This is a genomic window from Modestobacter sp. Leaf380 (genome assembly GCF_001424485.1).
Taxonomy (GTDB): Bacteria; Actinomycetota; Actinomycetes; order Mycobacteriales; family Geodermatophilaceae; genus Klenkia.
The window spans coordinates 246229-272020 of the sequence record NZ_LMQC01000001.1 but is presented as its reverse complement, the minus strand read 5'-3'; the positions used below and the strand labels follow the sequence as shown (position 1 = coordinate 272020).

The 25792-nt window shown below is 75.2% G+C and carries 28 protein-coding genes; 11 read left to right on the top strand and 17 right to left on the bottom strand.

Annotated features, from left to right (window positions below; all coding sequences use genetic code 11):
- The first annotated feature begins 3 nt into the window (after positions 1-3).
- Positions 4-552 (top strand): DUF2087 domain-containing protein, encoded by a 549-nt coding sequence (locus ASG41_RS01255; RefSeq protein WP_056288577.1) that lies wholly within the window; start codon positions 4-6, stop codon positions 550-552.
- On the opposite strand, the gene ASG41_RS01250 is transcribed toward ASG41_RS01255, so the two are convergent.
- The 4 genes from ASG41_RS01250 to ASG41_RS01235 all read right to left on the bottom strand — a co-directional run bounded on the left by ASG41_RS01250 (position 519) and on the right by ASG41_RS01235 (position 6281).
- On the bottom strand, positions 519-2303 hold the full coding sequence (locus ASG41_RS01250; RefSeq protein ID WP_056288574.1) for a bifunctional diguanylate cyclase/phosphodiesterase: 1785 nt from the start codon (positions 2301-2303) through the stop codon (positions 519-521). The genes ASG41_RS01255 and ASG41_RS01250 overlap by 34 nt on opposite strands.
- Positions 2304-2397: 94 nt before the next feature.
- A complete protein-coding gene (gene rsgA / locus ASG41_RS01245) occupies positions 2398-3417 on the bottom strand; it encodes a ribosome small subunit-dependent GTPase A (protein ID WP_056288571.1) in 1020 nt (339 codons plus the stop codon).
- 63 nt (positions 3418-3480) lie between these two features.
- A complete protein-coding gene (aroA, locus tag ASG41_RS01240) occupies positions 3481-4758 on the bottom strand; it encodes a 3-phosphoshikimate 1-carboxyvinyltransferase (protein WP_235564302.1) in 1278 nt (425 codons plus the stop codon).
- A 59-nt stretch (positions 4759-4817) separates the two neighbouring features.
- Entirely contained in the window at positions 4818-6281 is a 1464-nt protein-coding gene (locus tag ASG41_RS01235; RefSeq protein ID WP_056288568.1) for an NAD-dependent succinate-semialdehyde dehydrogenase, read from the bottom strand.
- Positions 6282-6495: 214 nt separating this feature from the next.
- Between ASG41_RS01235 and ASG41_RS01230 the strand changes: the two genes are divergently transcribed.
- Entirely contained in the window at positions 6496-7242 is a 747-nt protein-coding gene (locus ASG41_RS01230) for an SOS response-associated peptidase (protein WP_056288566.1), read from the top strand.
- Positions 7243-7282: 40 nt separating this feature from the next.
- Positions 7283-8809 (top strand): fused MFS/spermidine synthase, encoded by a 1527-nt coding sequence (locus ASG41_RS01225; protein WP_056288563.1) that lies wholly within the window; start codon positions 7283-7285, stop codon positions 8807-8809.
- A 10-nt stretch (positions 8810-8819) separates the two neighbouring features.
- On the opposite strand, the gene ybaK is transcribed toward ASG41_RS01225, so the two are convergent.
- Positions 8820-9296 (bottom strand): Cys-tRNA(Pro) deacylase, encoded by a 477-nt coding sequence (gene ybaK / locus ASG41_RS01220; protein ID WP_056288560.1) that lies wholly within the window; start codon positions 9294-9296, stop codon positions 8820-8822.
- Positions 9297-9352: 56 nt separating this feature from the next.
- Here ybaK and ASG41_RS01215 point away from each other — a divergent pair, with 56 nt between their 5' ends.
- Both ASG41_RS01215 and rsrA read left to right on the top strand, forming a co-directional pair.
- Entirely contained in the window at positions 9353-10216 is an 864-nt protein-coding gene (locus ASG41_RS01215) for a sigma-70 family RNA polymerase sigma factor (RefSeq protein ID WP_304438010.1), read from the top strand.
- Entirely contained in the window at positions 10213-10542 is a 330-nt protein-coding gene (gene rsrA, locus ASG41_RS01210; RefSeq protein WP_056288558.1) for a mycothiol system anti-sigma-R factor, read from the top strand. The genes ASG41_RS01215 and rsrA overlap by 4 nt, the downstream gene beginning before the upstream one ends.
- A gap of 150 nt (positions 10543-10692) precedes the next feature.
- On the opposite strand, the gene ASG41_RS25345 is transcribed toward rsrA, so the two are convergent.
- Positions 10693-10767, bottom strand: a complete 75-nt coding sequence (locus tag ASG41_RS25345) for a 50S ribosomal protein bL37 (protein ID WP_014742531.1) — start codon at positions 10765-10767, stop codon at positions 10693-10695.
- A gap of 230 nt (positions 10768-10997) precedes the next feature.
- Between ASG41_RS25345 and ASG41_RS01205 the strand changes: the two genes are divergently transcribed.
- The 3 genes from ASG41_RS01205 (at position 10998) to ASG41_RS01195 (ending at position 13890) form a co-directional block, all read left to right on the top strand.
- A complete protein-coding gene (locus tag ASG41_RS01205; protein WP_235564297.1) occupies positions 10998-12014 on the top strand; it encodes a biotin carboxylase N-terminal domain-containing protein in 1017 nt (338 codons plus the stop codon).
- A gap of 108 nt (positions 12015-12122) precedes the next feature.
- The gene (locus ASG41_RS01200; RefSeq protein WP_082556444.1) at positions 12123-12344 is read left to right on the top strand and encodes a biotin/lipoyl-binding carrier protein; all 222 of its coding nucleotides are present in this window, start codon (positions 12123-12125) and stop codon (positions 12342-12344) included.
- A 55-nt stretch (positions 12345-12399) separates the two neighbouring features.
- The gene (locus ASG41_RS01195; protein ID WP_056288555.1) at positions 12400-13890 is read left to right on the top strand and encodes a sensor histidine kinase; all 1491 of its coding nucleotides are present in this window, start codon (positions 12400-12402) and stop codon (positions 13888-13890) included.
- A gap of 92 nt (positions 13891-13982) precedes the next feature.
- Here the strand turns inward: ASG41_RS01195 and ASG41_RS01190 are convergent, their stop codons facing one another.
- Positions 13983-14234, bottom strand: a complete 252-nt coding sequence (locus ASG41_RS01190; protein WP_056290052.1) for a WhiB family transcriptional regulator — start codon at positions 14232-14234, stop codon at positions 13983-13985.
- A gap of 297 nt (positions 14235-14531) precedes the next feature.
- Positions 14532-15497: a diacylglycerol kinase family protein gene (locus ASG41_RS01185; RefSeq protein WP_056290049.1), complete on the bottom strand. Its 966-nt coding sequence runs from the start codon at positions 15495-15497 to the stop codon at positions 14532-14534.
- A gap of 41 nt (positions 15498-15538) precedes the next feature.
- Here ASG41_RS01185 and ASG41_RS01180 point away from each other — a divergent pair, with 41 nt between their 5' ends.
- The gene (locus ASG41_RS01180) at positions 15539-16024 is read left to right on the top strand and encodes a hypothetical protein (protein WP_056288552.1); all 486 of its coding nucleotides are present in this window, start codon (positions 15539-15541) and stop codon (positions 16022-16024) included.
- On the opposite strand, the gene ASG41_RS01175 is transcribed toward ASG41_RS01180, so the two are convergent.
- From ASG41_RS01175 to sodN, 6 genes are all read right to left on the bottom strand, one after another.
- Positions 16021-16800, bottom strand: a complete 780-nt coding sequence (locus tag ASG41_RS01175; RefSeq protein ID WP_056288549.1) for an HAD-IIA family hydrolase — start codon at positions 16798-16800, stop codon at positions 16021-16023. The genes ASG41_RS01180 and ASG41_RS01175 overlap by 4 nt on opposite strands.
- Positions 16797-17297, bottom strand: coding sequence for a GNAT family N-acetyltransferase (locus tag ASG41_RS01170; protein WP_056288547.1), 501 nt, complete (start codon positions 17295-17297; stop codon positions 16797-16799). The genes ASG41_RS01175 and ASG41_RS01170 overlap by 4 nt, the downstream gene beginning before the upstream one ends.
- Entirely contained in the window at positions 17294-18109 is an 816-nt protein-coding gene (gene pssA, locus ASG41_RS01165; protein WP_157518893.1) for a CDP-diacylglycerol--serine O-phosphatidyltransferase, read from the bottom strand. The genes ASG41_RS01170 and pssA overlap by 4 nt, the downstream gene beginning before the upstream one ends.
- Positions 18106-18804 (bottom strand): phosphatidylserine decarboxylase, encoded by a 699-nt coding sequence (locus ASG41_RS01160; RefSeq protein ID WP_056288545.1) that lies wholly within the window; start codon positions 18802-18804, stop codon positions 18106-18108. The genes pssA and ASG41_RS01160 overlap by 4 nt, the downstream gene beginning before the upstream one ends.
- Before the next feature lie 69 nt (positions 18805-18873).
- Positions 18874-20130, bottom strand: a complete 1257-nt coding sequence (locus ASG41_RS01155; RefSeq protein WP_235564295.1) for a PP2C family protein-serine/threonine phosphatase — start codon at positions 20128-20130, stop codon at positions 18874-18876.
- Positions 20131-20208: 78 nt separating this feature from the next.
- Complete coding sequence (gene sodN / locus ASG41_RS01150) at positions 20209-20613, bottom strand: superoxide dismutase, Ni (protein WP_056288542.1); 405 nt, start codon at positions 20611-20613, stop codon at positions 20209-20211.
- Between the two features lie 65 nt (positions 20614-20678).
- Here sodN and ASG41_RS01145 point away from each other — a divergent pair, with 65 nt between their 5' ends.
- Entirely contained in the window at positions 20679-21038 is a 360-nt protein-coding gene (locus ASG41_RS01145; RefSeq protein WP_157518986.1) for a S26 family signal peptidase, read from the top strand.
- A gap of 51 nt (positions 21039-21089) precedes the next feature.
- A complete protein-coding gene (locus ASG41_RS01140; RefSeq protein ID WP_200938668.1) occupies positions 21090-22265 on the top strand; it encodes an NADP-dependent malic enzyme in 1176 nt (391 codons plus the stop codon).
- A gap of 3 nt (positions 22266-22268) precedes the next feature.
- Here the strand turns inward: ASG41_RS01140 and ASG41_RS01135 are convergent, their stop codons facing one another.
- The 3 genes from ASG41_RS01135 to ASG41_RS01125 are packed head-to-tail and all read right to left on the bottom strand — an operon-like array spanning position 22269 to position 25776.
- A complete protein-coding gene (locus ASG41_RS01135) occupies positions 22269-22973 on the bottom strand; it encodes a metal-dependent hydrolase (RefSeq protein ID WP_056288537.1) in 705 nt (234 codons plus the stop codon).
- Positions 22974-23017: 44 nt separating this feature from the next.
- Positions 23018-24448, bottom strand: a complete 1431-nt coding sequence (locus ASG41_RS01130) for an aminotransferase class V-fold PLP-dependent enzyme (RefSeq protein ID WP_056288534.1) — start codon at positions 24446-24448, stop codon at positions 23018-23020.
- A complete protein-coding gene (locus ASG41_RS01125; RefSeq protein ID WP_056288531.1) occupies positions 24445-25776 on the bottom strand; it encodes an MFS transporter in 1332 nt (443 codons plus the stop codon). The genes ASG41_RS01130 and ASG41_RS01125 overlap by 4 nt, the downstream gene beginning before the upstream one ends.
- Positions 25777-25792 lie beyond the last annotated feature (16 nt).

Sequence of the window (25792 nt, the reverse complement as noted above, 5' to 3'; positions counted from 1 at the left end):
AGCGTGCAGAAGGGTCCCGACGCCGCCAAGCTGGTCGGCCTGCTCGCCGACGACGCCCGGTTGGCGGTGGTCGCCGCACTCGCCCTGGGCGCGGGTGACCACGCAGCGCTGGCGACGGCGACGGGTCTCTCGCAGACGGAGGTCGCGCTGGCCGCCCGGCGGTTGGGCCGGGCCGGCCTGGTGGAGCGGGACGGCGCGGCGCTGACCCTGCGCCGGGAGGTGTTCGGGGCGGCGGCCCGGGCCGCGGGGGAGTCGGCCCCACCGCCGGTGCCGCTGTCGGCGGACCCGGTCCAGGACGCCGTGCTGCAGGCGTTCGTGCGGGACGGCCGGCTGACCTCGATCCCGTCGCACCGGACCAAGCGACGGGTGGTGCTCGAGCACCTCGTCGCGGTGTTCGAGCCGGGCCTGCGCTACCCCGAGCGGGAGGTCAACGCGCTGCTGGCCGTGTGGCACCCGGACACCGCGGCCCTTCGCCGGTACCTGGTCGACGAGGGTCTGCTCAGCCGGGATGCCGGTGTCTACTGGCGCAGCGGCGGCCCGGTCGAGGTCTGAGCCGACGCACCGCACAGCAGCGCCTCGACGTCGCCGATCGGGGCCGGGCGGTGGAAGTGGAAGCCCTGTGCGTAGAGGCAACCCAGCGTGCGCAACAGGTCGGCCTGCTCCTGGGTCTCCACGCCCTCGGCGACCAGCTGGAGCCCCAGGGCGTCCGACAGCGCCATGATGCTGCGCATCAGCCGGGCCCGGCGGGTCGAGGTGGTGAGCGCGGAGACGAACGAGTCGTCCAGCTTGAGGAAGTCCGCCGGCAGGGTGTCCAGCCGGGCCAGGGACGAGTAGCCGGTGCCGAAGTCGTCGATGGCCACCGAGAGGCCCTGGGCGCGCATCCGCTCCAGGGTGGCGACGGCGACCGGCGACTCGGCCTCGAGCAGGTTCTCGGTCACCTCCAGCACGGTGGACCCGGCGGGCCACCCCGCGTCGGTCAGGGCGGCCGTGACCAGGTCGGGGAAGGCGGGGTCGCACAGCTGGTGGCCCGAGACGTTGACGGTGAGCAGCAGCCGCCGTCCCGCGCGGGCGTGCAGTGCGGCGAGGTCCCGGCAGGCGGTGCGCAGCACGTGGGCACCCAGTGCGCCGATGAGGCCGCTGTCCTCGGCCATCGGCACGAACCGGCCGGGGGACACCGCCCCGAGTCTCGGGTGCGACCAGCGCACGAGTGCCTCCACACCCACCACGGCGCCGTCGGCCACGGTGACGATGCCCTGGTAGTGCACCGCCAGACCGGACGCGACCGGGTCGCCGGCCAGGGCGGTGGCGAGCTCGGCGGCCAGCGGGTCGGGGCCGGAGTCGTCGAGCACGCTGCGGCCACGGCCGGCGGCCTTGGCCTGGTAGAGCGCCCGGTCGGCCCGGCGCATGAGCTGGGAGGCGGTCTCCCCGGGCTGCAGCTGGGTCACCCCGCAGGACAGGCCCACCTCGGGGCAGGCGTGACGGAGCTGCTCCACGAGGGCCAGGGCGACGGGGCCGGTGGAGTCCGGCAGCAGCAGCGAGAACTCGTCCCCGCCGTGCCGGGCCAGCACCGCGCCGGCCGGCAGCGCCGGGCCCCACCGGGTGGCGACCAGCCGGAGCAGGTCGTCACCGGCACCGTGGCCGTGGGCGTCGTTGACCGCCTTGAAGTGGTCGATGTCCAGCAGCGCGGCCGACAACGGGTCTCCACTGCGCGCGGTGGCCAGCAGTAGGGCCTCGACCGCCTCGTCGAACCGGCGGCGGTTGGCCAGCCCGGTCAACGGGTCCCGGCCGGCGCTGGAGGCCCGGCGCACCAGGTCACCGACGACCACCGCCACCGCGACGCAGACCAGGACGAGCGCCAGGGCCACCGACACCGGGACGTCCGGGCGCACCAGCAGCACACCGGCGCCGGCGGTGAGCGCACCCAGCAGCTGCAGCACCGCGCCCACGCCGGCGAAGTAGAAGAAGGAGTCCAGGGTGACGAAGACCATCAGCCCGGCCAGCGCCGTGGCCGTGGCCGGGTCGGGTGCCAGCAGTGAGGCGGCGGCGATCAACACGGTGCCGGCGGCCACCAGCAGGTGGTAGACGCCCCGGCCCAGCAGGCGGCCCCACCGCAGGCAGCCCACGCCGGTGGCGAGGCCGACCAGCCCGATCGCGAGCAGGGCCAGGCCGGTGGGGGAGCGGTCCAGGTGGTCCACCGCCGCGACGGTCACCGTTGCACCACCGGCGCAGTACAGGGAGCCGGTCACCGCGGCCATCACCCGGGGGGTGGCGACCTCGGGTGGTCGGGGCAGCAGTCGGCGCACGGGGAAGAGATCGGCACGATTCTGTTCCGCTTGAGTGGACGGGTCGGATCCGGGCGGGACCTTCCCCCCGGGGGTGAGCGGCAGGGCCGCCGGCTCACCAGTTCGGCGTCTGGGTCACCGCGGCGACCAGGCGACGGAAGCTGCCCAGCCGCTCGGCCCGGGCCGGTGGACCCTCGGCGGCCCAGTCGTCCAGGGCGCAGTCGGGGTCCTCGGCGGTGTGCCCGCACAGCGGCGGGCAGTCCCGGGCGACCTCGGCCAGGTCGTCGAAGGAGGCCAGCACGTCGGCCGGGTCGGTGTCGGCCAGCCCGAAGCTGCGGATGCCCGGGGTGTCGATGACCATCCCGCCGTGGGGCAGGTCCAGCAGCACCGCCGAGGACGACGTGTGCCGGCCCTTGCCCACCTTGCTCACCCCGCCGATCGCCCGGTACGCGTCGGGGACCAGCCGGTTCACCAGGGTGGACTTGCCCACCCCGGACTGGCCGACGAAGACCGAGATCCGGCCGTCCAGGCGCGGCTCCAGCTCGTGCAGGTCGGTGTCCCGGGAGACCGCGATCGCCTCGACCTCCAGCCCGGCGTAGCGGGCCAGCAGCTCGTCGGGGCTGCCCAGGTCGGCCTTGGTCAGGCACAGCAGCGGGGTCAGTCCGCCGGAGAACGCCGCCACCAGGCAGCGGTCCAGGAACCCCACGTGCGGTTCGGGGTCGGTGATCGCGGTGACGACGACGAGCTGCTCGGCGTTGGCGACCACCACCCGCTCGGTGGGGTCGGTGTCGTCGGCGGTGCGGCGCAGCGTGGTGGCCCGGGGCTCGATGACCACGATGCGGGCCAGGGTGTCGGTGCGCCCGCTGGTGTCCCCGACGAGGCGGACCCGGTCGCCGGTGACCACGCCGTGCTTGCCCAGCTCGCGGGCCCGCATGGCGGTCACCTCGACCTGGCCGCCGTCGTCGGGGTCCTGCACCCGCACGGTCATCCGGCCGCGGTCGACCCCGACGACCAGCCCGGGGACGGCGTCGTCGTGGCTGGGCCGGGTCCGGGTGCGTGGCCGGGACCCACGCCGGCCGGGACGGACCCGGACGTCGTCCTCGTCGGAGCGGCTGTCGAACGTGCGGCCCGACATCAGCGGCCGCCCGTCCGGGACGGGCGGGGGGAGGGCTGCACGCTGGTCACCGGCACGGCCCGCTCAGCCGACCGCTCCGACGCCGCTGCCCAGCAACCCGGCCCAGCGGTCGGTGAAGTCCGGCAGCGTCTTGGTGACCGCCCCGGGGTCGCGGACGACGACGCCGGGCACCACCAGCCCGAGCACCGCGGCCACCATGACCATCCGGTGGTCGGCGTAGGAGTCCAGCTGCGCCGCCCGCCGCGGGCCCGGGGTGATCTCCAGGCCGTCGGGCAGCTGGGTCACCGTGGCACCGACCGCGGTGAGCACCTCGTCGAGGGCCTGCAGCCGGTCGGTCTCGTGGCCGCGCAGGTGCGCGATGCCGGTGAGCCGGGACGGGCCGTCGGCCAGCGCGCACAGCGCCGCCAGCACCGGGGTCAGCTCGCCGACCTCACCGAGGTCGGCGACCAGCGGCCGGACGGTCTGGCCGCCGGTGACCTGCAGGCCCTCGGCGGTGCGCTGCACGTCGGCGCCCATCACGACCAGCAGCTGCTCCAGCTGTGCGCCGGGCTGGGTGGTGCGCAGCGGCCAGTCGCGGACGGTGACCCGGCCGCCGGTGACCAGCGCAGCGGCGAGGAAGGGGGCGGCGTTGGACAGGTCGGGCTCGACGACCCGGTCCAGCGCGGCCACCGGGCCCGGGTGCACCGTCCAGCCGGTGTCGGTGCGCTGCACCAGCACGCCGTGCTCGGTGAGGGTCTCCACGGTCATCTGCACGTGCGGCATCGAGGGGACGCCGCCGGTGAGCCGCAGGTCCAGGCCCTCGGTGAACCGGGCGGCGGCCAGCAGCAGCCCGGACACCACCTGGCTGGACTCGCTGGCGTCCACGGTCACCGTGCCACCGCGGACCGCGCCGGTGCCGTGCACGGTGAACGGCGCCCGGCCGCGGCCGCCGTCGTCGACGGTGACGCCGCACCCGCGCAGGCCCTCGATCAGCCCGGCGTTGGGCCGCTCGCGCAGCCGCTCGTCGCCGTCCAGGGTGACCGGGCCGTCGGCCAGCGCGGCCACCGGCGGCAGGAACCGCAGCACGGTGCCGGCCAGACCGGCGTCCACGGTGGCCGGGCCGCGCAGCGGGGCCGGGGTGACCAGCCAGTCCGCGCCGTCCTCGACGACGCCGACCCCCAGGGCCCGCAGGCCCTCGGCCATCAGGTCGGTGTCCCGGGCGCGCAGCGGGCGGACCAGCCGGGACGGGCCGTCGCTGATCGCCGCGAGCACCAGGGCCCGGGCGGTGATCGACTTGGAGCCGGGCAGGGTGACGACGGCGTCGACCGGCTGCGGGGCGGAGGGGGTCGACCAGCTGTCCATGCCGGTCATCCTGCCCTGCCCGCGGTCCACGGTCCGCGTCGTCGTCCCCCGCCCGGAGGTCACCCGGCGGCCGGGGCCGCGGGCTTCGCGGCCGGCAGGGTGCGCACCAGCCGGCGGTTGGCGAACTCGAACATGCCCAGCTCGGAGAGCTCGCGGCCGTAGCCCGAGCGCTTCACCCCGCCGAAGGGCAGTTCGGGGGAGGAACCCGAGGGCTGGTTGATCCAGACCATCCCGGACTCGAGCCGGTCGGCGACCCCGCGGGCCCGGTCGGCGTCCCCGCTGTAGACGACGGCGGACAGCCCGTAGGTGCTGTCGTTGGCCAGGCGCACCGCCTCGTCCTCGTCGGCGACCTTGTAGAGGACGGCGGCGGGACCGAAGAGCTCCTCGGAGTAGGCGCGCATGTCGGGGGTGACGTCGGCGAGCAGGGTGGCCTCGACGAAGGCACCGGCGTGCTCGGGGCGGCCGCCGCCGGCCAGCACGGTGGCGCCCTTGTCGACGGCGTCCTGGATCTGGGCGTGCAGGTCCTGCGCGGCCTTCTCCGTCGACAGCGGGCCCAGCGTGGTCGCCGGGTCAGCGGGGTCGCCGGGGGTGAAGGTGCCGAAGGCCTGCTGCATGCCGGCGACGAACTCGTCGTAGACGTCGGCGAGCACGATGATCCGCTTGGCGGCGATGCAGGCCTGGCCGGTGTTGGCCATCCGGCCCATGGTGGCGGCCTTGACCGTCCGGCCCAGGTCCGGGGTGTCCAGCACGACGAACGGGTCGCTGCCGCCGAGCTCGAGGACCGACTTCTTCAGGTGCTTGCCGGCCAGCGACGCCACCGAGGAGCCGGCCTTCTCGCTGCCGGTCAGGGTCACGCCCTGCACGGCCGGGTGGCTGATCACCTGCTCGGTGTCCGAGATGGCCAGGAAGACGTTGGTGTAGACGCCCTCGGGCGCACCGGCGTCGCGGAAGAGCTCCTCCAGGGCCAGGGCGCACTGCGGGTTCAGCTCGGCGTGCTTGAGCACGATCGTGTTGCCCAGCGTCAGGTTCGGGCCGGCCACCCGGACCACCTGGTACAGCGGGTAGTTCCACGGCTCGATGGCGAACAGCACGCCGGTCGGCTCGTTGACGACCACGGCCTCGCCCTTCATCACCCCGATCGTGCGCGGGGCGAGGAACTGCTCGGCCTCGTCCGCGTAGTACCGCAGGATGCTGGCGGCCAGCTGGACCTCACCGGCCGCCTCCTGGATGCGCTTGCCCATCTCCGTGGTGATCAGCGCGGCCAGGGCGTCGGAGCGCTCGAGCATCAGGTCGGCGGCACGCCCGACGACGGCGGCCCGCTCGGCCACGCTGCGCCGGCGCCAGTCCAGGTAGGCGGCGTGCGCCCGGTCGACGACGGCGGTCACCTGGTCGCTGGGCAGCGAGTCGAACTCCCGCTCGGTCTCACCGGTGAAGGGGTTGACGGTGGCGTAGGCCCGGTCGGCGGTGCCGCTGTCGGTCTTCGCGCTGGTGCCGGTGGAGGTGTCGGTCTGCGTGCTCGTCACGTCGTCGTGCCTCTTCTCGCTCGCTGGTGGGTCGGGTGCAGTCCTACCCGCCCGGACCGACAGCACGCTCCCCGGCCGCCTCGGACCTGAGGACGGCGGACCTGGGGACGGCGGGGCTGGGGACGGCGGGGCTGGGGACGGCGGTCTGGGGACGGGGCGGGCCGGGCGACCTACAGTCGACGTGTCGCGCTGATCGAGTCCCGGGGAGGCCGCCGTGTGCGGGCGTTACGCAGCCAGTCGCCGTCCCGAGGACCTGACGGTGGAGTTCGAGGCCGTCGCGGCCCCCGGGCAGTCCCCGTTGGCGGCGGACTACAACGTCGCGCCGACCAAGGACGTGTACGTCGTCCGGCAGGCCCGGGAGCGCGCCGAGGACGGCACCCCCACCGGTGGGGTGCACCGCGAGCTGCGGGTGGTCCGCTGGGGCCTCGTGCCGTCCTGGGCCGAGGACGTCTCGGTCGGCAACCGGATGCTCAACGCCCGGGTGGAGTCCCTGACGTCGAAGCCGGCGTTCCGCAAGGCCGCCCGGGCCCGGCGGTGCCTGGTCCCCGCCGACGGCTGGTACGAGTGGGCGCCCAAGCCGCACTCCCCGGGCAAGCAGCCCTGGTACGTCACCCCGCAGGACGGCTCGGGCCTGGCCCTCGCCGGGCTGTGGGAGGTCTGGGGTCGGGGTGCGGACCGGGTCTACAGCTGCACCGTGGTCACCGCCCCGGCCGTGGGCGCGCTCGCCGAGATCCACGACCGGATGCCGCTCGTGCTGCCCCGCGACCGCTGGGCCGACTGGCTGGACCTCGGGCGCGAGGACGTCGAGACCCTCGCCGCACCGACCCCGCCCGAGGTCGTCGAGGGCCTGGAGATCCGGCCCGTCGGTGCCGCGGTGGGCAACGTGGCCAACAGCGGTCGGCAGCTCACCGCCCGGGCCGAGGCGGTCAGCGAGCCCGCCGACCAGCCCGCCCTGTTCTGACGACCCCCGAGGTGACCCCCTGAGCACGACCGACCCCGCCGTGCCCGCCGCCGGACCGTCCGAGGGGTCGGTGGCACCCGGGTCCCGGGCGCTGCCGTCCTGGATCGCCGCCGCGGTCACCTTCCTGTCCTCCGGTGCCGTGCTGGTCCTGGAGATCACCGGCCTGCGGCTGATCGCGCCCTACGTGGGGATCACGCTGCAGACCAACACCGCGGTCATCGGGTTCGCGCTGGCCGCGATCGCCGTCGGCGCCTGGGCCGGGGGCCGGGCCGCCGACCGGGGCGACCCGCGGCGGCTGCTGGTGCCGCTGCTCGTCGCCGGTGGGGCGCTGGTCATCGCGGTGCTGCCGCTGGTGCGCTTCGCCGGTGCCGCGCTGTCCGGGGCCGACGCCGGCAGCGTGCTGCTGCTGGCCGCGGTGGCCGTCGTCGTCCCCGCTGCGCTGCTGTCGGCGGTGCCCCCGATCGTGGTGGCCCTGCAGCTGGGCAGCCTCGCGGAGACCGGGTCCGTCGTCGGCCGGCTGTCCGGGATCGGCACCCTGGGCGGCATCGCGGCGACCTTCGGCACCGGGTTCCTGCTGGTCGCCGTGCTGCCGACCAGCGTGATCATGGTCGGCACCGGGCTGGTCGTCGTCGCCACCGGGCTGGCGCTGCTGGTCTGGCAGCGCCGGGCCGGGGTGCCGGCCCGGGTCTCCGGCGCCCTGGTGGTGACGGCGCTGGCCGGCACCGGGCTCGCGGTGCTGGCCCCGAACCCCTGCCAGGACGAGACGACGTACCACTGCGCCCGGGTGGTCGCCGACCCCGAGCGGGACGGCGGCCGCACCCTGGTGCTGGACACCCTGCGGCACTCCTACGTCGACCTCGCCGACCCCACGTACCTGCAGTTCGAGTACGTCCAGGCCATCGCCTCGGTCACCGACGTGCTCGCCCCGGAGGGGGAGCCGCTGTCCGCGCTGCACCTGGGCGGGGGCGGGCTGACCCTGCCGCGCTACCTCGCCGAGGTCCGGCCCGGCACGCAGAGCCGGGTGCTGGAGGTCGACCCCGGGGTGGTCGACGTCGACCGGGCCAGGCTGGGTCTGCAGACCTCGGCGGACCTGGAGGTCGTCGTGGGCGACGCCCGCGTCGGGCTCAGCGCGGAGGCCCCGGGCGGCCGGGACCTGGTCGTGGGCGACGCGTTCGGCGGGCTGTCGGTGCCCTGGCAGCTGGCCACCACCGAGGCCGTCGCGCTGGTCGAGGACGCGCTGGCCCCCGGCGGGGTCTACGCCGCGAACCTCATCGACAACCCGCCGCTGGACTTCGTCCGCGCCGAGCTCGCCACCCTGCGCACCGTCTTCTCCGACGTCGTGCTGCTCGCCCGGCCCGACGTGCTGGCCGGTGCGGAGGGCGGCAACGTCGTCGTGGTCGCGGCGCAGGAGCCGGTGGACGACGTCGCCCTGGACGAGGCGCTGGCCGACCGTGGGCTGGACTGGCGGGTCGCCCAGGGGGCCGAGCTCGACGCCTTCGTCGGGGACGCCCCGGTGCTGACCGACGACCACGCGCCGGTGGACCAGCTGCTCACCCCCTACGGCTGACCGGCCCCGGTCAGCGGCCGACGTCCGCCGTCCGGGCCCGGGTCAGCGCCACCAGGTCGGCCGGGGCCAGCTCGACCTGCAGGCCCCGCCGGCCGCCGCTGACCAGCACGGTGTCGAACCCCAGCGCCGAGACGTCGACGACCGTGGGCAGCGCCTTGCGCTGACCCAGCGGGCTGATGCCCCCGCGCACGTAGCCGCTGCTGCGCTCGGCGTCGGCCGGGTCGGCCATCACCGCCTTGCGCCCACCGACCGCAGCCGCGAGCGCCTTGAGGTCCAGCTGGCCCGCGACCGGGACCACCGCGACGGTCAGCGCGCCGTCGACCCGGGCCACCAGGGTCTTGAGGACCCGGGCCGGGTCGGAGCCCAGCGCGGCCACCGCGGCCTCGCCGAAGCCGACGCCGTCGGGGTGGTCGTCGGGGTCGTAGGTGTGCAGGACGTGGGCCACCCGGGCCCGCTCCAGCACCCGCACCGCGGGGGTCGCCGCCATGACCGGACACCCTAGGGACGGGGAATGACCCGGCGGGCGGCACCCTTGTAGAGAGCGTGACCAGCTCCTCCGCACCGACCCGGGCCCGCCGGTCGACGACGTCCCCGGACGTCGTCGTGACCCGTCGTCCGCCCGGCCGCCCGGTGGCCGCCCGGCTAGGATCGACCGACGTGGTGTCCCGTCTGCGGGCGCCGCAGAGAGGACGGTCGGTGCCCGACGAGACCACGGACGAGACGACGGGACCGGGGACGGCAGCTGCCGGTGCCCCCGCTGTCGTGACCGAGACCCCCGAGGCCCGGGCCGACGGCAGCCGCAGCGAGCAGGCCGAGACCCGTGCGCAGCGCGACGCCCGCTTCGAGCGCGACGCGCTGCCCTTCCTGGACCAGCTGTACCCGGCGGCCCTGCGGATGACCCGCAACCCGGCCGACGCCGAGGACCTGGTGCAGGAGACCTTCGTCAAGGCCTACTCCGCGTTCCACCAGTTCGCCGAGGGCACGAACCTCAAGGCCTGGCTCTACCGGATCCTGACGAACACCTACATCAACAACTACCGCAAGAAGCAGCGGCAGCCGCAGCAGTACCCCACCGACCAGGTGCAGGACTGGCAGCTGTTCGCCGCCGAGCAGCACAGCTCCACCGGGCTGCGGTCGGCCGAGATCGAGGCGCTGGACCACCTGCCCGACTCCGACATCAAGGACGCCCTGCAGCAGCTGCCGGAGGACTTCCGGCTGGCGGTGTACCTCGCCGACGTCGAGGGCTTCGCCTACAAGGAGATCGCCGAGATCATGGGCACGCCCATCGGCACGGTGATGTCCCGCCTGCACCGCGGCCGCCGCGGGCTGCAGAAGCTGCTCGCCGACTACGCCCGGGAGCGCGGGTTCGCCCGCGCCGGGGCCCCCGAGGAGGGGAGCGCGCGATGAGCGAGACCGCCCACCCCGAGCACGACGGGGAGATCAACAGCTGCGACGACGTGCTCTCCCACGTCTTCGAGTTCCTGGACCACGAGACCGGGGACGCGCGCCGCGCGGTCATCGCCGAGCACCTCGAGGACTGCTCGCCCTGCCTGCGGGAGTTCGGCATCGAGCAGGAGTTCAAGGCCCTGGTCCGTCGGCGCTGCGGGGGAGACCCCACCCCGCTGGGCCTCAAGGACCGGATCAAGATGCAGCTGACCAACGTCTCCTTCGAGGAGGACGGCACGTCGGTCACCGTCGAGCGCGTCACGGTGGAGCACACCACCGAACGCTGAGCCGCACACGCTGGGCCGGACGAGCAGGCCGGAGACACGAAGAGGCGGGGACGACGATGTCGTCCCCGCCTCTTCGCGTCCTGCCCGTCGGCCTCGTCCCGGGGTCCCGCGGCGTGCGGAGCACGTCGTGGGGAGGGACGAGCTCCTCGCTCAGGCGTTGGGGCGCTTGCCGTGGTTGGCGCCGCTCTTCTTGCGGGCGCGCCGCTTGCGTCCACGCTTGGACATCGCTGCCCTCCTCTCCTCGTCGTGTCACCGGGGTGGTCGCCGGTGTCGTGGTGCTGCGGGCACGGTGGGAGACCCACCGGACCGGTGTTCCAGGGTCTCACGCCCCGGCACCCGCGTGCCGACCGTCCCACCCGCGGCAGGCGTGGACGAGGCTGTCAGCGGGCAGGACACGGGCACCGGCCGTGACGACGACGTCACGGGGGTGACCGCAGACAGGGGGACGACGCACAGTGGCCGACACCGGCGGTACGGGGATCGACAGCGTGCTGGTGGCCGGACGGGGCCCGATGGCCTGCGCGGTCATCGCGGCGTGCGCCGCACGCGGGGTGAAGACGGTGGCGGTGCACTCGGCGACCGAGCCGCACGCCCGGCACGTGCGGCTGGCCGACGACGCGGTGTGGCTGGGCCCGGCGCCGGCCGCGGAGTCCTACCTGTCGGTGCCCCGGCTGGTCGAGGCCGCCCGGCGCAGCGGGGTGTCGGCGGTCCTGCCGGTGCCCCCGGCACTGGCCGGCAACGTCGAGCTGGCCGCCGCGGTGCGGTCGGTGGGGCTGACCTGGGTCGGCCCGGACCCGGCGGTGCTGGAGCGGCTCGGTGGTGACGGCGTCGAGCCGGCCAGCGAGCTGGGCTTCCTGGCGGTGGTCACCGCCGACGGCTTGGCGCACGTGACCCCGGTGCGCCGGGACCGGGAGGCCGGCACCGCCCGGGTGTCCTGGACGACGGGGGAGGCGATGGCGCTGCCCGCCGCGGCCCAGCGGCTGCCCGAGCTGGGCTGGCGCGGACTGGTGACCGTCGGCATCGACCCGGAGGGGGCGTTGGCGGAGGTGGCCGCCGGGTTCAGCCTGGACGTGGCGGTGCTGGAGCGGGCGCACGGGGTGGACGCGGTGGACCTCGCCCTGCGCAGCGCCGCAGGGCGGCTGCGCCCGGTGCCCGACGCCCCGCTGCGCCCGGCCGTGGCGGCGCAGCTGCGCTCCACGCTGCCCCCGGGCACCGCGGGCCGGGTCACCGGCCGGCTGCCGGACCGCCCGGCCGGCCCGGGCTCCGACGTCGTCGCCGTCACCGGGTACGACCGGGGGGACCGGCTGGACGGCTGGTACGACGCGCTGCTGGCCACGGTCAGCGCGGCGGGCCCGGACACCGGCACCGCGGCGCGGCTGGTCGCCGAGGTGCTCACCGGTCTGCCCGAGACCGGTGTGCCGCACGACGGGGCGGCGGTCTGCTCGGTGCTGCACCGGCTCGCCGACGGCTGACCGGCACGTCCACCCGGCGGACGGCGGGGAGGTGGCCCGCCGGGTGGTTGGATGTGCGCACACCGGCGCAGCAGCGACGGGTGGGAGTCCCTGCAGCGAGGAGGACCGGTGGCGGTCGAGGAGATCCACGCCGAGATGGTCTCCAGCGTCTGGAAGGTGCTGGTGGCCCCGGGCGCCGAGGTGGCCGCCGGTGACACGCTGGTCATCCTCGAGTCGATGAAGATGGAGATCCCGGTGCTGACCGAGAAGGCCGGCACCGTCACCGAGCTGCACGTCGTCGAGGGCGAGGTCCTCCAGGAGGGCGACCTCATCGCCACCGTCCAGGCCTGACGCCGCGGGGTCGCCGGGGGAGGTCGGGACGGCGCCGTCCTAGGCTCGGTCCACCATGACCAGCACCCCCAGCAGCCTCTCCGACCGCCTGTCCCGCGGCTCCTCGGTCAGTCCCTCCCAGGTCGACCACGCCCGCCGGCTGGTGGCCGACTGGCAGCTGCTGGCCGACCTGTCCTTCGCCGACCTCACGCTGTGGGTCCCGCTGCCCACCGGCCCCTGGTGGTGCGTGGCCCAGGTCCGCCCGCTGACCGCGCCCACCTCGCAGCCCGAGGACCTCATCGGCGTCGAGGTCGAGGGTGCGGACGCGGCGTCCTTCGCCCGGGTGCACGCCGGGGGCGAGACGGTCACCGAGGAGCCCGACGGCACGGGCTCCGCCCCACGCCGCCGTGAGGTGCTGCCGGTGCGGCACGAGGGTGCGGTGGTGGCCGTGCTGGCCCGGGACACCCGGCTGTCGGCGACCCGTTCGCCGTCCCCGCTGGAGCTGACCTACCTCGACATCGCCGCGGAGCTGTGCCAGATGGTCTCGGCCGGCACGTTCCCCCCGCGGATGCTGGAGGACGCCGAGATGAGCCCCCGGGTCGGCGACGGGCTGGTTCGGCTGGACGGTGCCGGGCGTGCGGTCTACGCCAGCCCGAACGCCCTGTCGGCCTACCGGCGGATGGGTCTCACCGGTGACGTCGTCGGGGTCCAGCTGGCCGAGCTCACCCGGCACGCGGCCACCGACCGGGTGGCCGGGGAGGCCGTGGCGGCCAGCATCACCGCAGCGGTCGCCGGTCGCTTCCCCGACCCGATGGACGTCGAGGGCGAGGCCGCCACCATGCTCGTGCGGGCGCTGCCGCTGCAGGCCCCCGGTGGCGAGCACGGGGCGCTGGTGCTGGTCCGCGACGTCACCGACGTGCGGCGGCGGGACCGGGCGCTGATGACCAAGGACGCCACCATCCGGGAGATCCACCACCGGGTGAAGAACAACCTGCAGACGGTGGCCGCGCTGCTGCGGCTGCAGGCCCGGCGGGTGTCCGAGCCGGCCGCGCGGGAGGCGCTGCTGGAGTCGGTCCGCCGGGTGGCCTCCATCGCCGTCGTGCACGACACCCTGGCCGGCAGCCGGGACGACGTGGTGGACGTGGACGACGTGCTGGGCCAGGTGCTGCCGATGCTGGGCGACGTCGCGTCGGTGGGGCCCTCGGCGCGGATCCAGCGGGTGGGTGCCTTCGGCGAGTTGCCGGCGGCCGCGGCGACCCCGCTGGTCATGGCGGTCACCGAGCTGCTGCACAACGCCGTCGAGCACGCCTTCCCCGACGGGCGTCCGGGCACGATCGAGCTGGCGGCCGAGCGGGACGGCCACGACCTGCTGGTCCGGATCACCGACGACGGCCAGGGGCTGCCGCCGGGCTTCGACGTCGCGGCGAGCAAGGGGCTGGGCCTGCAGATCGTCCGGACGCTGGTGACCAGCGAGCTGCACGGCTCCCTGGCGATCAGCGCGCCGGAGTCCGGGCACGGGACCGTCGCGGTGCTGACCCTGCCCGGCGCCGGGCGGGTCCGCCGCTGAACGAGGGGGAGCCGGGTGGCGACGACACGAGGCCGGCTCCCCGGGGGTCCCGGTGAGCCGGCCTCGTCAGGTCGGTGCTGTGCTGGTGCCGGTCAGGCGGTGCGGACCCGGGTGCGGGCGGTGCGCCGCTTGAGCGCACGGCGCTCGTCCTCGGAGAGACCGCCCCAGACGCCGGAGTCCTGGCCCGAGCTCAGAGCCCACTCGAGGCAGGACTGCACGACGGGGCAGCGCTGGCACACGGCCTTGGCCTGATCGATCTGCGTGACCGCAGGGCCCGTCGTCCCGATGGGGAAGAAGAGCTCGGGGTCTTCGTCCCGGCAGAGGGCGCGGTGGCGCCAGTCCATGTCGGTGTGCTCCTCGGTGTCGTCTACGGTGTGCCCGTACCCGCACGACCCGGCTTGGCCGGGTGTGTGACCCGACGGCGTCTGGTCGACGTCGGGAGGCAACCGCACGCTGGTGTTACCAGCAGGTTGCGTTCACGGACGATGCTTTCACGCGCTGAGTGGCTGTCAAGCGGTTCGCCGCCGGACCCACCCCTCGTATGAGCAACCTCACCACGCACCTACCAGGTCCGCCACCGCAATCGACGACGGGGTGGCGAGCGGGGGTCACCCTGACGGGTGCCGGGACGCGGTGGCGTCTCAGAGCACCACGGAGAGCGCGCGCCCCACCGAACGGACCCGCAGACCCGTCGCGACGCCGAGGTGGTCGCCGTCCAGCTGCCAGCCCTGGGGCCGCTCGCAGGTCAGGGCGAGGTCGGGCAGGTCGTGCCAGCGGTGCACGCCGCGCCCCCGGGGGTCGGGTTCGCGGGCCATCGTCTGGCGGAGGTGGTGCAGCATCCGCAGCGGCCCCAGACGGCCCATCGCGAAGACGTCGAGCCGGGTGTCGAAGGAGGCCCGGGGACTCGGGTTCAGCGGGGTGTCGCCCAGGTAGGTCCACGGGCTCACGTTGGAGACCAGGCACAGGAACAGGCCCGTGGTCGGCTGCTCCCCGGGCACGTGCAGCGTCATCGGCGGGCGGCGCCGGTCCGCGCCGAGCAGGAACGAGCGGGTGCCGGCCCGCACGTAGAGCGACCCGGTCGAGCGGTGCCCGCGGGACCGCTGCTCCTCGACCCGCCGGATGACGTCGGCGTCGAAGCCGAGGCCGGCCGCGAAGACGAACCACCGCGGCGGCGTCCAGCGCACCGTGCCGGCGGCGTCGGTCTGCTGTGCGCTGGCCGTGCCCAGCGAGATGCGGCGGGTGCGCCCGGCCCGCAGCGAGTCCAGGATCTCCGCGATCGCCTCGACCGGGTCCCGGGAGCGCCCCAGTGCACGGGCGAAGACGTTGGTCGAACCGCCGGGGACCACGGCGAGCGTGGGGACGCGGGGGCCGGGTCCGTCAGCCAGCATGCCGTCGACGGTCTCGTTCACCGTGCCGTCCCCGCCCAGGGTGACGACGACGTCGTACCCGTCCGCGGTCGCCTGCGCGCCGAGCTCGCGGGCGTGCCCACGGTGGGTGGTCTCGACGACCTCCAGGCGCAGGTCGGTCGACAGCGCCCGGACGAGCACGTCGCGGACCTTGGCGGTGGTGGTGGTCGCCGCCGGGTTGGCCACCAGCAGCGCACGCACGTGCCCCACCCTATCCAGGCCCCCCGCGTAGCCTCGCCGTCGTGGCAGCGCACCCCGACGGCGGTCCCGACCCCCGGTCCCGGCGCCGGGCCGAGCGGTTGCTCGGTGGTGCCGCGGAGGAGTCCGCCCCCCGACCGCGACGGCCGGCGTCGCAGGCGCCGGGTGCCGTCCGGCTGGCGGCGTTGCTGGTGGGCGTCGAGGCCGCCGCCCTGGCCGTCGTCGCCGCGGTGGTGCTGGTGCTGACCCTGACCAGCACCCCGGACAGCGTGGGCCGCGCCCTGGCCGAGGTCGTGTACGTCGGGCTGGGCGCCGGGGCGCTGGGCGCCGCCGCGGTCGGGCTGTGGCGGGTGTCGCCGTGGGCGCGGGGGCCGGTGGTCGTGCTCCAGCTGCTGCTGGGGCTGCTGGGCTACGTCACCGCGTTCGAGGCCGGCCGGCCGCTGCTGGGCCTGCCGGTGCTCGCCCTGGTGGCCGGCGTGCTGTGGTTCCTGGCCACCCCCGAGGCGCGGCTGGCGTACTCCGAGCGCTAGACCAGGTCGATGACGTCGGCGATCGAGTCCAGCACCCGGCTGGGGCGGAACGGGAAGCGAGCGACGTCGGAGGCCCGGGTCGAGCCGGTCAGCACCAGCACGGTCTCCAGACCGGCCTCGATCCCGGCCACGATGTCGGTGTCCATCCGGTCCCCGACCATGGTGGTGGACTCCGAGTGCCCGTCGATCCGGTTGAGCGCGGAGCGGAACATCATCGGGTTGGGCTTGCCGACGAAGTAGGGCTCGGCGCCGGTGGCCTTGGTGATCAGCGCGGCCACCGAGCCGGTCGCGGGCAGCGAGCCCTCCGGCGACGGGCCGGTCACGTCGGGGTTGGTGGCGATGAACCGGGCGCCGGCCTCCACCAGCCGGATGGCCCGGGTGATGGCCTCGAAGCTGTAGGTGCGGGTCTCGCCGAGCACCACGTAGTCGGGCTCGGTGTCGGTGATCGTGTAGCCGGCCTCGTGCAGCGCGGTGGTCAGCCCCGCCTCGCCGACGACGTAGGCCGAGCCGCCGGGCAGCTGGGAGGCCAGGAAGTCCGCGGTGGCCAGCGCGGAGGTCCAGATGGCCTCCTCGGGCACGTCCAGCCCCGACCGGTGCAGCCGGGCCGCGAGGTCCCGCGGGGTGAAGATCGAGTTGTTGGTCAGGACCAGGAAGCGGCGCTCCCGGTCGACCAGGCGGCGGAGGAAGTCCGCGGCGCCGGGCAGCGCCTGCCCCTCGTGGACCAGCACCCCGTCCATGTCGGTCAGCCAGCACTCGGAGGGCCTGCGCTCGGTCATCTCGTCGTCCTCTCGCGGGCGAAGGTGGTCAGCGCCGGGTCGTCGGGCCGGTCGGTGAGCCGGAAGACCGACCAGCCGTCCTGCGGGCGGGCACCGGCGGCGCGGTAGAAGTCGATGGAGGGGGTGTTCCAGTCCAGCACCGACCACTCGAGTCGGGCGTAGCCGCGTTCGACGCACAGCGCGGCCAGGGTGCGCAGCAGCTCCCGCCCGAGGCCGGTGCCACGCTGGGTGGGGGAGACGTAGAGGTCCTCGAGGTACACCCCGTGGGTGCCGCGCCAGGTGCTGAAGGACAGGAACCACAGCGCGAACCCGACGACGTCGCCGTCCCCGGTGGTGGCCACGTGCCCGAACAGTGCCGGGGACTCCCCGAACAGCGCTGCGTGCAGCTGCTCGGGGGTCATCAGCGCCTCGTCCAGGCTCTGCTCGTAGTCGGCCAGCTCGCGGACCAGCCCGACCACGACCTCGACGTCTGCGGGGGCGACGGGTCGGACGGTCACGACAGCAGCTCCTTGACCCGTGGGGGCACCAGGCGGCCCAGCGGGGAGACCAGCGGCACCAGCAGCGGGGAGGCCAGGTAGGTGTAGGCGACCAGGCAGAAGGTGAACACCGGCACCGTCGCCAGGCCGACCGCGATCAGCACCCCGGCGGTGATCAGGCCGTAGGGCTTGCCGCTCTTGGGGCTGACCAGCGAGCGGAAGGACCGCCACTTGATCGTGGAGACCATCAGCAGGCCGGGGACGACGACGACCAGCAGCACCCACAGCCGGTCCCGGCCCTGGAGCACGTCGGAGAAGGCGAACACGCTGGCCATCACGACCCCGGCGGCGCCCGGGCTGGCCAGGCCGACGAAGAAGCGCTTGTCCGCGGTGGGGTCGACGGTGGTGTTGAACCGGGCCAGCCGGATGGCGGCGCAGGCCACCCACAGGAAGCAGGCGATCCAGCCCAGCGGGTCGAAGCCGTCCCGGCCGTCGGAGAACAGCGCGAAGGCCAGCAGCGCCGGGGCCAGACCGAAGGAGACCAGGTCGGCCAGGGAGTCGAACTGCAGGCCGAACGGGGACACCGCGCCCACCAGCCGGGCGACTGCGCCGTCGGCGATGTCGAGCACCACCGAGGCGCCGATCAGCACGCAGGCCAGGTCGTACTGGCCGCGGAAGGCGACCAGGATCGCGGCGAAGCCGCAGAGCATGTTGCCCAGGGTGAACAGGCTGGGCAGCCAGGAGCGCGCCCGGGAGCGGCCGCCGCGCGCCGAGGCGCGGACGAACTCGACGGTCTGCGTCCGCCGGGTGGGCGAGCGCCGCTCGGTGGTCACGGTCTCGGCCCGTCCCCGCCGACAGCGCGGTCCCAGCGGGCGATGACGGTCTCCCCGCCGCGGACCCGGTCGCCCTTGCCCACGGTGAGGGTCGCGGTGGCCGGCACGAAGACGTCCATCCGGGAACCGAACTTCATCAGGCCCATCCGCTCGCCGGTGGCCAGCTGCTGCCCGACCCCGGTCCGGGTGACGATGCGCCGGGCCAGCACCCCGACGAGCTGGCGGAAGACCACGGTCCGGTCGCCGTCGACCAGCCACAGCTCGGTGCGCTCGTTGCGGTGCGCGCTCTCGGCCCGGTAGGCGGCCAGGAAGCTGCCCGGGGTGTAGCTGCTCTGGGTCACCGTGCCGCGGTAGGGCGAGCGGTTGACGTGCACGTCGACCACGGAGAGGAAGACGCTCACCTGCTGCCAGCCCCCCTCGGGCACCGGCTCGGGGGCGACGCCGTCCTGGGCGGGGCCGGCGACCATGACCACGCCGTCGGCGGGGGACACGACGTCCTCACCGGCGACCGGGGTGGTGTCGCAGCGCCGCTGCGGGTCCCGGAAGAACAGCGCCATGTACGCGGCCAGCCCCAGCAGCGGCCAGCCGGCCCGGCTCGTCGAGCGTCGGCCGGTGACCCGGCCGAGCACGCCCAGGGCCACGGCCGGGGCGAGTGGCACGGTGATGAAGGGCCAGCCGGCCCGGTCGATGCGCATCGGGGTCCGAGGCTACCGGGGCGCGGTGCGCTCGGGGTGCTGACCGCCCGGGGCAGGTCGCCGGACGCCTCAGGTCGAGGCGTGCTCGGCGCTGGCGCCGCCCTCGCTCACCCGCGGCCGCAGGTCCCCGCCGTACCAGTCCAGGCAGACGACCGTCGCGTCGTCGGAGAGCTCGTCACCGGTGGCCCGGACGACGGCCGAGCCCAGGGCGTGCACCACCTGGCGCGGGTGGTCCCCGGCGCTGTCGCGCAGTGCCCGCACCACGTCGACCGCCGCGGCGTCCCGCTCCTGCATGCCGTCGGTGAGGAAGACGAGCCGGTCCCCGGGCTGCAGGTCGAACTCCTGCACCCGGAACCCCCGGCCCGCCTGGACCCCGAAGGGCAGGTCGACCAGCAGGTCCAGCTCCTCGACCACCCCGGCACGCAGGCGCAGCGGCGCGGGGTGGCCGGCGTTGACCAGCTGGGCGGCGCCGGTGGTCAGGTCCACCCGCAGCACCTGCCCGGTGACGAACTGGCCCCCGGTGCCGTGCGCGGCCACCGCCTCGTTGGCGGCCCGGGTCTGCGCCGCGAGGTCCACCCCGCGGCGGCGCTCGTTGCGCAGGCTGCCCACCAGCAGGGTCGCCAGCAGCGCGGCGGCGACGTCGTGGCCGACGGCGTCGGTGATGGACACCTGCAGGCTGTGCCGGTCCAGGGACCAGTCGAAGGTGTCCCCGCCGACGGTGGCCGCGGGCTCGAGCCAGCCCGAGACGGTGAACTGGCCGGCCTCGCAGGTGAAGGAGGCCGGCAGCAGCCGGCGCTGGATCTCCGCGGCCAGGGAGAAGGGCGTCGTCCGCTGGCCCCACTCGAACAGGTCGGTGTGCCGGCGGTTGGCGATCAGCACGTAGGCCAGCGCGTGGCCGGCGGCGGCGACGTCGGCGAGCACCTGCGGGCCGGGCTCGGTGGGCAGCTCCAGCTCCAGCACGCCCAGGGCGTCCCCGCGGTCGGTGACCGGCACCAGGACCCGGCTGCCGTCGACGAGCGCGGTCACCGAGGCGCGCTGGGTCCGCAGCACCTCACCGTGCGGGCTGTCGGCGATCGCCACGGTGTCGGCGCTCTCGGTCCCGGTGGTGCGGGTCGCGGAGCCCCGGGGGGTCACGGTGCCGAGCCGGACCAGCGAGTGGCCGGAGAAGTCGGCGATCAGGAAGGACACGGCGCGGGCGGCGACGGCGGCCGACAGCTCGGCGGCCACGACGGTGACGGCGTCGACCGGCGCTGCGGCCTCGACCCGCTCCAGCAGGGCACGCAGGTCCAGCCGGGGCGTCTGTGGCAGGGGTGGGGCGGCGGTCACGCGGTCACCTGGTCCGGGAGGAGGAACGACGATGCCGGGCCACCCCGTGGGGGAGCCCGGCATCATCGGTGCGGGAGGTCAGGCGGCGGCCTTCGTCTCCCAGAAGATCTTGTCGATCTCGGCGATGTAGTCCAGGAGCTTCTGCCCCTCGGCCGGGTCGACCGACTGCTTGGCACCGGAGGCACCGGCCTGCTTGGTGGCCTTGTTGAACAGCTCGTGCAGCTGCGGGTACTTCTCGAAGTGCGGGGGCTTGAAGTAGTCGGTCCACAGCACCCACAGGTGGTGCTTGACCAGGTCGGCCCGCTGCTCCTTGATGATGAGCGCGCGCGTCTTGAAGACCTCGTCGTCACTGCCCTGGTACTTCTCCTGCAGGGCCTTGACCGACTCGGCCTCGATGCGTGCCTGGGCGGGGTCGTACACGCCGCAGGGGAGGTCGCAGTGCGCGGTGGCCTCCACGGCGGAGAACAGGCTGAACAGCCGCATGGCGTTCCTCCGGAAGCTCGTGGGGTGGGTCGTCTGCGACCCTACCCGCGGTGATCGGGGGCGACATGTCGGGAAGTGGACCGGTGCACGGGATGCAGGGGCTGCCCCGGCGGTGGACGCACGTCCGGGTCACGGGCCCGTCGATGTCACCGACGCTGAAGGACGGCGACCGCCTGCTGGTCGCCCGCGCCGACCGCGCCCGGCCCGGCGAGGTGGTGATCGCACGGTTCCCGGCCCGGCCCGAGCTGCTGGTGGTCAAGCGCTGCGTCCGTGAGGTGCCGGGGGGCTGGTGGGTCGAGGGCGACAGCGCGGTCGTGCACTCGGACAGTCGCACGTTCGGGCCTGCGGTCGTGGTGGGTCGCGTGCTGGCCCGGGTGTACCCCCGGCCGGGGCGGCTGCCCGCCGCTCCGGCGACCGGACTGTGACGTGGGTCGCTGCTCTACGCTCCCGGTCCCATGAGCTCAACGGAGAGTGTCATGCCCGGCTCGACCGACCGATTCGCCGACGATCCCGCCTTCGCGGTGCACGAGGGCGGCAAGCTCTCGGTGCAGCCGACGAGCGCCATCACCTCGATCGCCGACCTCGCCCTCACCTACACCCCGGGCGTGGCCCGGGTGTCCAGCGCCATCGCCGCCGAGCCCGAGCTCGCCCGCCGGTTCACCTGGGCGCCCCGCGTGGTCGCCGTGGTCTCCGACGGCACCGCGGTGCTGGGCCTGGGTGACATCGGCCCGACCGCCTCGCTGCCGGTCATGGAGGGCAAGGCCTGCCTGTTCCGCGAGTTCGGCGGCCTGGACTCCGTGCCGATCGTGCTCTCCACGACCGACGTCGACGAGATCGTCGCGACCGTCATGGCCATCGCACCCTCCTTCGGCGGCATCAACCTCGAGGACATCAGCGCGCCGCGCTGCTTCGAGGTCGAGTCCCGACTGCGCGAGCAGCTGTCCATCCCGGTCATGCACGACGACCAGCACGGCACGGCGATCGTCGTCCTGGCCGCGCTGCGCAACGCCGCCAAGGTCGTCGGGCGTCCGCTGGGCGACCTGCGGGTCGTCGTCTCCGGCGCCGGGGCCGCGGGCGTGGCCTGCACCAAGATCCTGCTCGAGGCCGGCATCGGCGAGATCGCCGTCGCGGACTCGAAGGGCCTGCTGCACGCCGGCCGGGAGGACCTCACCGAGACCAAGCAGTGGCTGGTGCAGCACACCAACCCGACCGGGCGCACCGGCACGATGGTCGAGGCCCTCGCCGGCGCCGACGTCTACCTGGGCCTGTCCGGCGGGTCGGTGCCCGAGGAGGCGATCGCGGCGATGGCGCCGGGCTGCATCGTGTTCTCCCTGGCCAACCCGACGCCGGAGGTCGACCCGGTGATGGCGGCGCGGTACGCCGCCGTCGTGGCCACCGGGCGCAGCGACCTGGCCAACCAGATCAACAACGTGCTCGCCTTCCCCGGGGTCTTCCGCGGGGCCATCGACGCCGGCGCCACCGGCATCACCGAGGGCATGAAGCTGGCCGCGGCCACCGCGATCGCCGACGTGGTCGGCGACGAGGTCCGGGCGGACTACATCGTGCCCAGCCCGCTGGACCGCCGGGTCGCCGAGGCCGTCGCGGCCGCGGTGGCCGCCGCGGCCCGCGCCGAGGGCGTCACCCGGGACTGAGCCTCACCCGGCGGCGGTGGATCCCCCGAGGACCTCCGCCGCCGGGGTGTTCAGCCACAGCAGCACCACGGTGGCGACGACGAACAGCGGCACCAGCACGACCCGTTCGGTGAACCCGCCGGTCTCCATCGGCGAGAAGTGCACCTTCGCCCGCGGCCGGACCAGCCACACCAGCGGCACCGGCACCCCGCCGCAGGTCAGGAAGTCCCCAGCCACGTGCACCAGCACACCCAGCCCGACCGCCCAGGGCAGCCAGGTGGGGCTGGGGCTGTGCGCCAGGAGCAGCCACGCGCCGCCCCAGGACAGCACCAGGTTGCCGACGACGGTGGTCTCGAACCGGCCGGGGACGACGACGTGCAGTGCCCGCAGCGCCAGCCCGATCGCCAGCGCGAGCAGCAGCAGCGCCGACCAGGTGGCCCGCGACGCCGCGAACGCCAGCGCCCCGAACGCCAGGGGCGCGAGCACCGCGTCGTGGGTGCCCCGCCGGTGGCCACCGGACAGCGTGCCGACCACGCCCGAGGGCACCTCGCTCAGCGGCCCCCACATCCGGGAGATGGTCGACCCGCGCTGGTCCAGGTCGGGCAGCATCGCCATCCCGCCGACGGCTGCGACCCAGCCGAGCTGGGCGACGGTGCCGCTCAGCGGGGCGAGGGGGAGGGTCGCGGCACCGACGGCGAGCCCGGACAGGGCGTGGGAGTGACCGAGCACCCACCCATGGTCACCGCCAGGGGGCGTCGTCCCCGGGAGGCGCGTCAGGGGGTGGGGCGGTAGACCCGGTCCAGGACGCCGGCCAGCAGGCGCTCGGCCAGCGGCCGGGGGAGGGCCGCGACCAGGGCGTGCACCGGCGCCATCCGGGTGGGCAGCGGGCCGCCGTCCAGGCCGGCGAGGTCGAGCAGCCCGTCGACGTCGGCCACCGACAGCGACGCCGGGTCCAGCCCTGCCACCGCGGACACCAGGCCGGGGTCGGGCACCGGCGGGGGCAGGGCGAGCGCGGCCCGGGCGGCGCCGGCCAGGTCGGCCAGCAGTGCGGGCACCCGGCCGGCGGTCGCCGCGGTGACGGTCAGGTGCAGGGTGGCCGGCAGCGTCGTCCCGTCGGGCTGGGTGAACGGCGGCTGGGGCTGCAACAGCCAGCCACGGGCGGTGGCCTCGTCGGCCAGGTGCAGCACGTCCAGCCCGTCGGTGCCGGCCAGGGCCACCAGCGTCGTCGCCGGGGTGCCGACCACCCGCACCCCGGGGACGTCGGCCAGCCCGGCGACCAGCGCCGTCGTCGCCGCCCGGGCCTCCCGGGCCAGCCGGGCGTAGCCCTCGGTGCCCAGCCAGCGGTGCACCGCCCAGGCCGCCGCCATCGGGCCGGCCGGGCGGGTGCCGGCCAGCGTCGGGTTGACCACCGGGTAGCCCGGCCAGCCCGCGGTGGCGAACCAGTGGCCCTGCCGGAACTCCGGGTCGTTCGTCAGCAGCACCGAGACGCCCTTGGGCGCGTAGCCGTACTTGTGCAGGTCGACCGACAGGCTGGTCACCCCGGGCACCGACAGGTCGAACGGTGCGCTGTCCAGGTGCGGGAGCAGCCACCCGCCGATGCAGGCGTCCACGTGGCACGGGACCCCGGCGGCCGCGGCGAGGGCGGCCACCTCGGGCACCGGGTCCAGCACGCCGTGCGGGTAGGACGGCGCGCTCACCACGACCAGCGCCGTGCGCCGGGACAGCACCTGCTCGACGTCGGCCGGTCGGACCCGGCACGTCACCGGGTCCACGCCCACGTCGACGACGGTCAGGTCGAGGAGGTGTGCCGCCTTGCGGAACGCCGCGTGCGCGGTCACCGGCAGCACCAACTGGGGACGGCGCTCGTCGTCGGGGTGCGCGGCACGCCAGCGGGTGCGGGCGGCCAGCACGGCCAGCAGGCAGCTCTCGGTGCCCCCGGAGGTCACGGTGCCCACGGTCGTCGGGCCACCGCCCAGCAGCCGGGAGGCTGCGGCCACCAGGTCGTCCTCGATCCGGGCGACGCTGGGGAAGGCGGTGGGGTCCAGCGCGTTGGTCCACTGGTAGGCCGCCTGGGCGCCGGCGGCGAGCGCGTCCACCTCGGCCAGGCCGGAGTCGTAGACGTAGGCCATGGTGGCCCCGCCGTGCGTGGGGACGTCGCCGTCGGCCAGCGCGGTGAGCTCGGCCAGCACGTCCTGCGGTGTCACGGGGTGGGCTCCAGTCGGTAGCGGGCGATGAACGGCAGCGAGGCCAGCACCAGCAGTGCGGGCAGCACGCTGAAGGACAGCAGCACGGTGGTGTCGGCGGCGCCGGTCTGGGTGACGACGTCGTCACCGACCGAGGACCGGTAGCCGGCCAGGGACAGCAGACCACCGAGCACCGCGGGACCCACGGCCAGCCCCAGGGTCTCCGCGGCCGTCCACACCCCGGTGAACACCCCGGCGCGGCGCCGCCCGGAGGAGGCCTCGTCGGCACCCACCACGTCGGGCAGCATCGCCAGCGGGAACATCTGCAGGCCCGCGTAGCCCACCCCGACGAGCACGACCAGACCCAGGACCAGCCCGGTGCGCCCGGGGCCGCCCAGCGCCAGGCCCGCCGCACCGACGGCGAACACCGCGCCCGCGGCCAGCAGCCCGGCCCGCTTGCCGACCCGGCGGCCCACCCGCAGCCACAGCGGCATGACGACGATGGCCGGCCCGACGAGGGCCAGGAACAGCAGCGTGCCCGCGCCGCCGTCCCCGAGCACCCGCTCGGCGTAGTACGGCACCCCGGCGAGCATGACGCCGATCCCCAGCGCCTGGACGACGAAACCGGTCAGCAGCAGCCGGAACGGGCGCACCCGGGCCGCCACCCGGACGGTGTGCAGCAGACGCCCCTCGCTGGCCACCCGGGTGAGGGTGCGCGCGTTCCGGGTGCCCACGACGGCCCCGAGCATGCCGACGGCCAGCAGCACCGCCACGAAACCGGCCATCGCCAGGTGCCCGGCCCGGCCGCCGCCGGCCAGGTCCCGGACCTCGGGGGCGCCGGCGCCGGCCAGCAGGACCCCCACCGCGAGTGCCGCGACCCGCCAGGAGACCAGGGTCGACCGCTCGCCCGGGTCCAGGGTGATCTCCGCCGGTTGGGCGACGTAGGGCACCTGGAAGAGGCCGTAGGCGGTGGCGGCCAGCAGGAACGTCACCGCCACCCAGGTGGCAGCCAGCCACGGCGGGGCACCGGGGCCGGCGAAGACCAGCACGAACAGCGGGGGGAGGGCCAGCCCACCGGCCAGCATCCACGGCCGGCGCGGGCCCCACCGGCTGTCGGTGGCGTCGGACCGGGCGCCCACCCAGGGGTTGAGCAGGACGTCCCAGGCCTTGGGCGCGAAGACCACCAGCCCGGCGATGCCGGCGCCCACGCCGAGCACGTCGGTCAGGTAGTAGAGCAGCAGCAGGCCGGGCACCGTGCCGAAGGCGGCGGTGCCGATGGAGCCCAGGGCGTAGCCCAGGTGCGTGCCCCGGGTGAGGCCCGGGGCCGCGGTGAGGGGGAGGCCGGTCACGGGTCCGGAAGGTAGT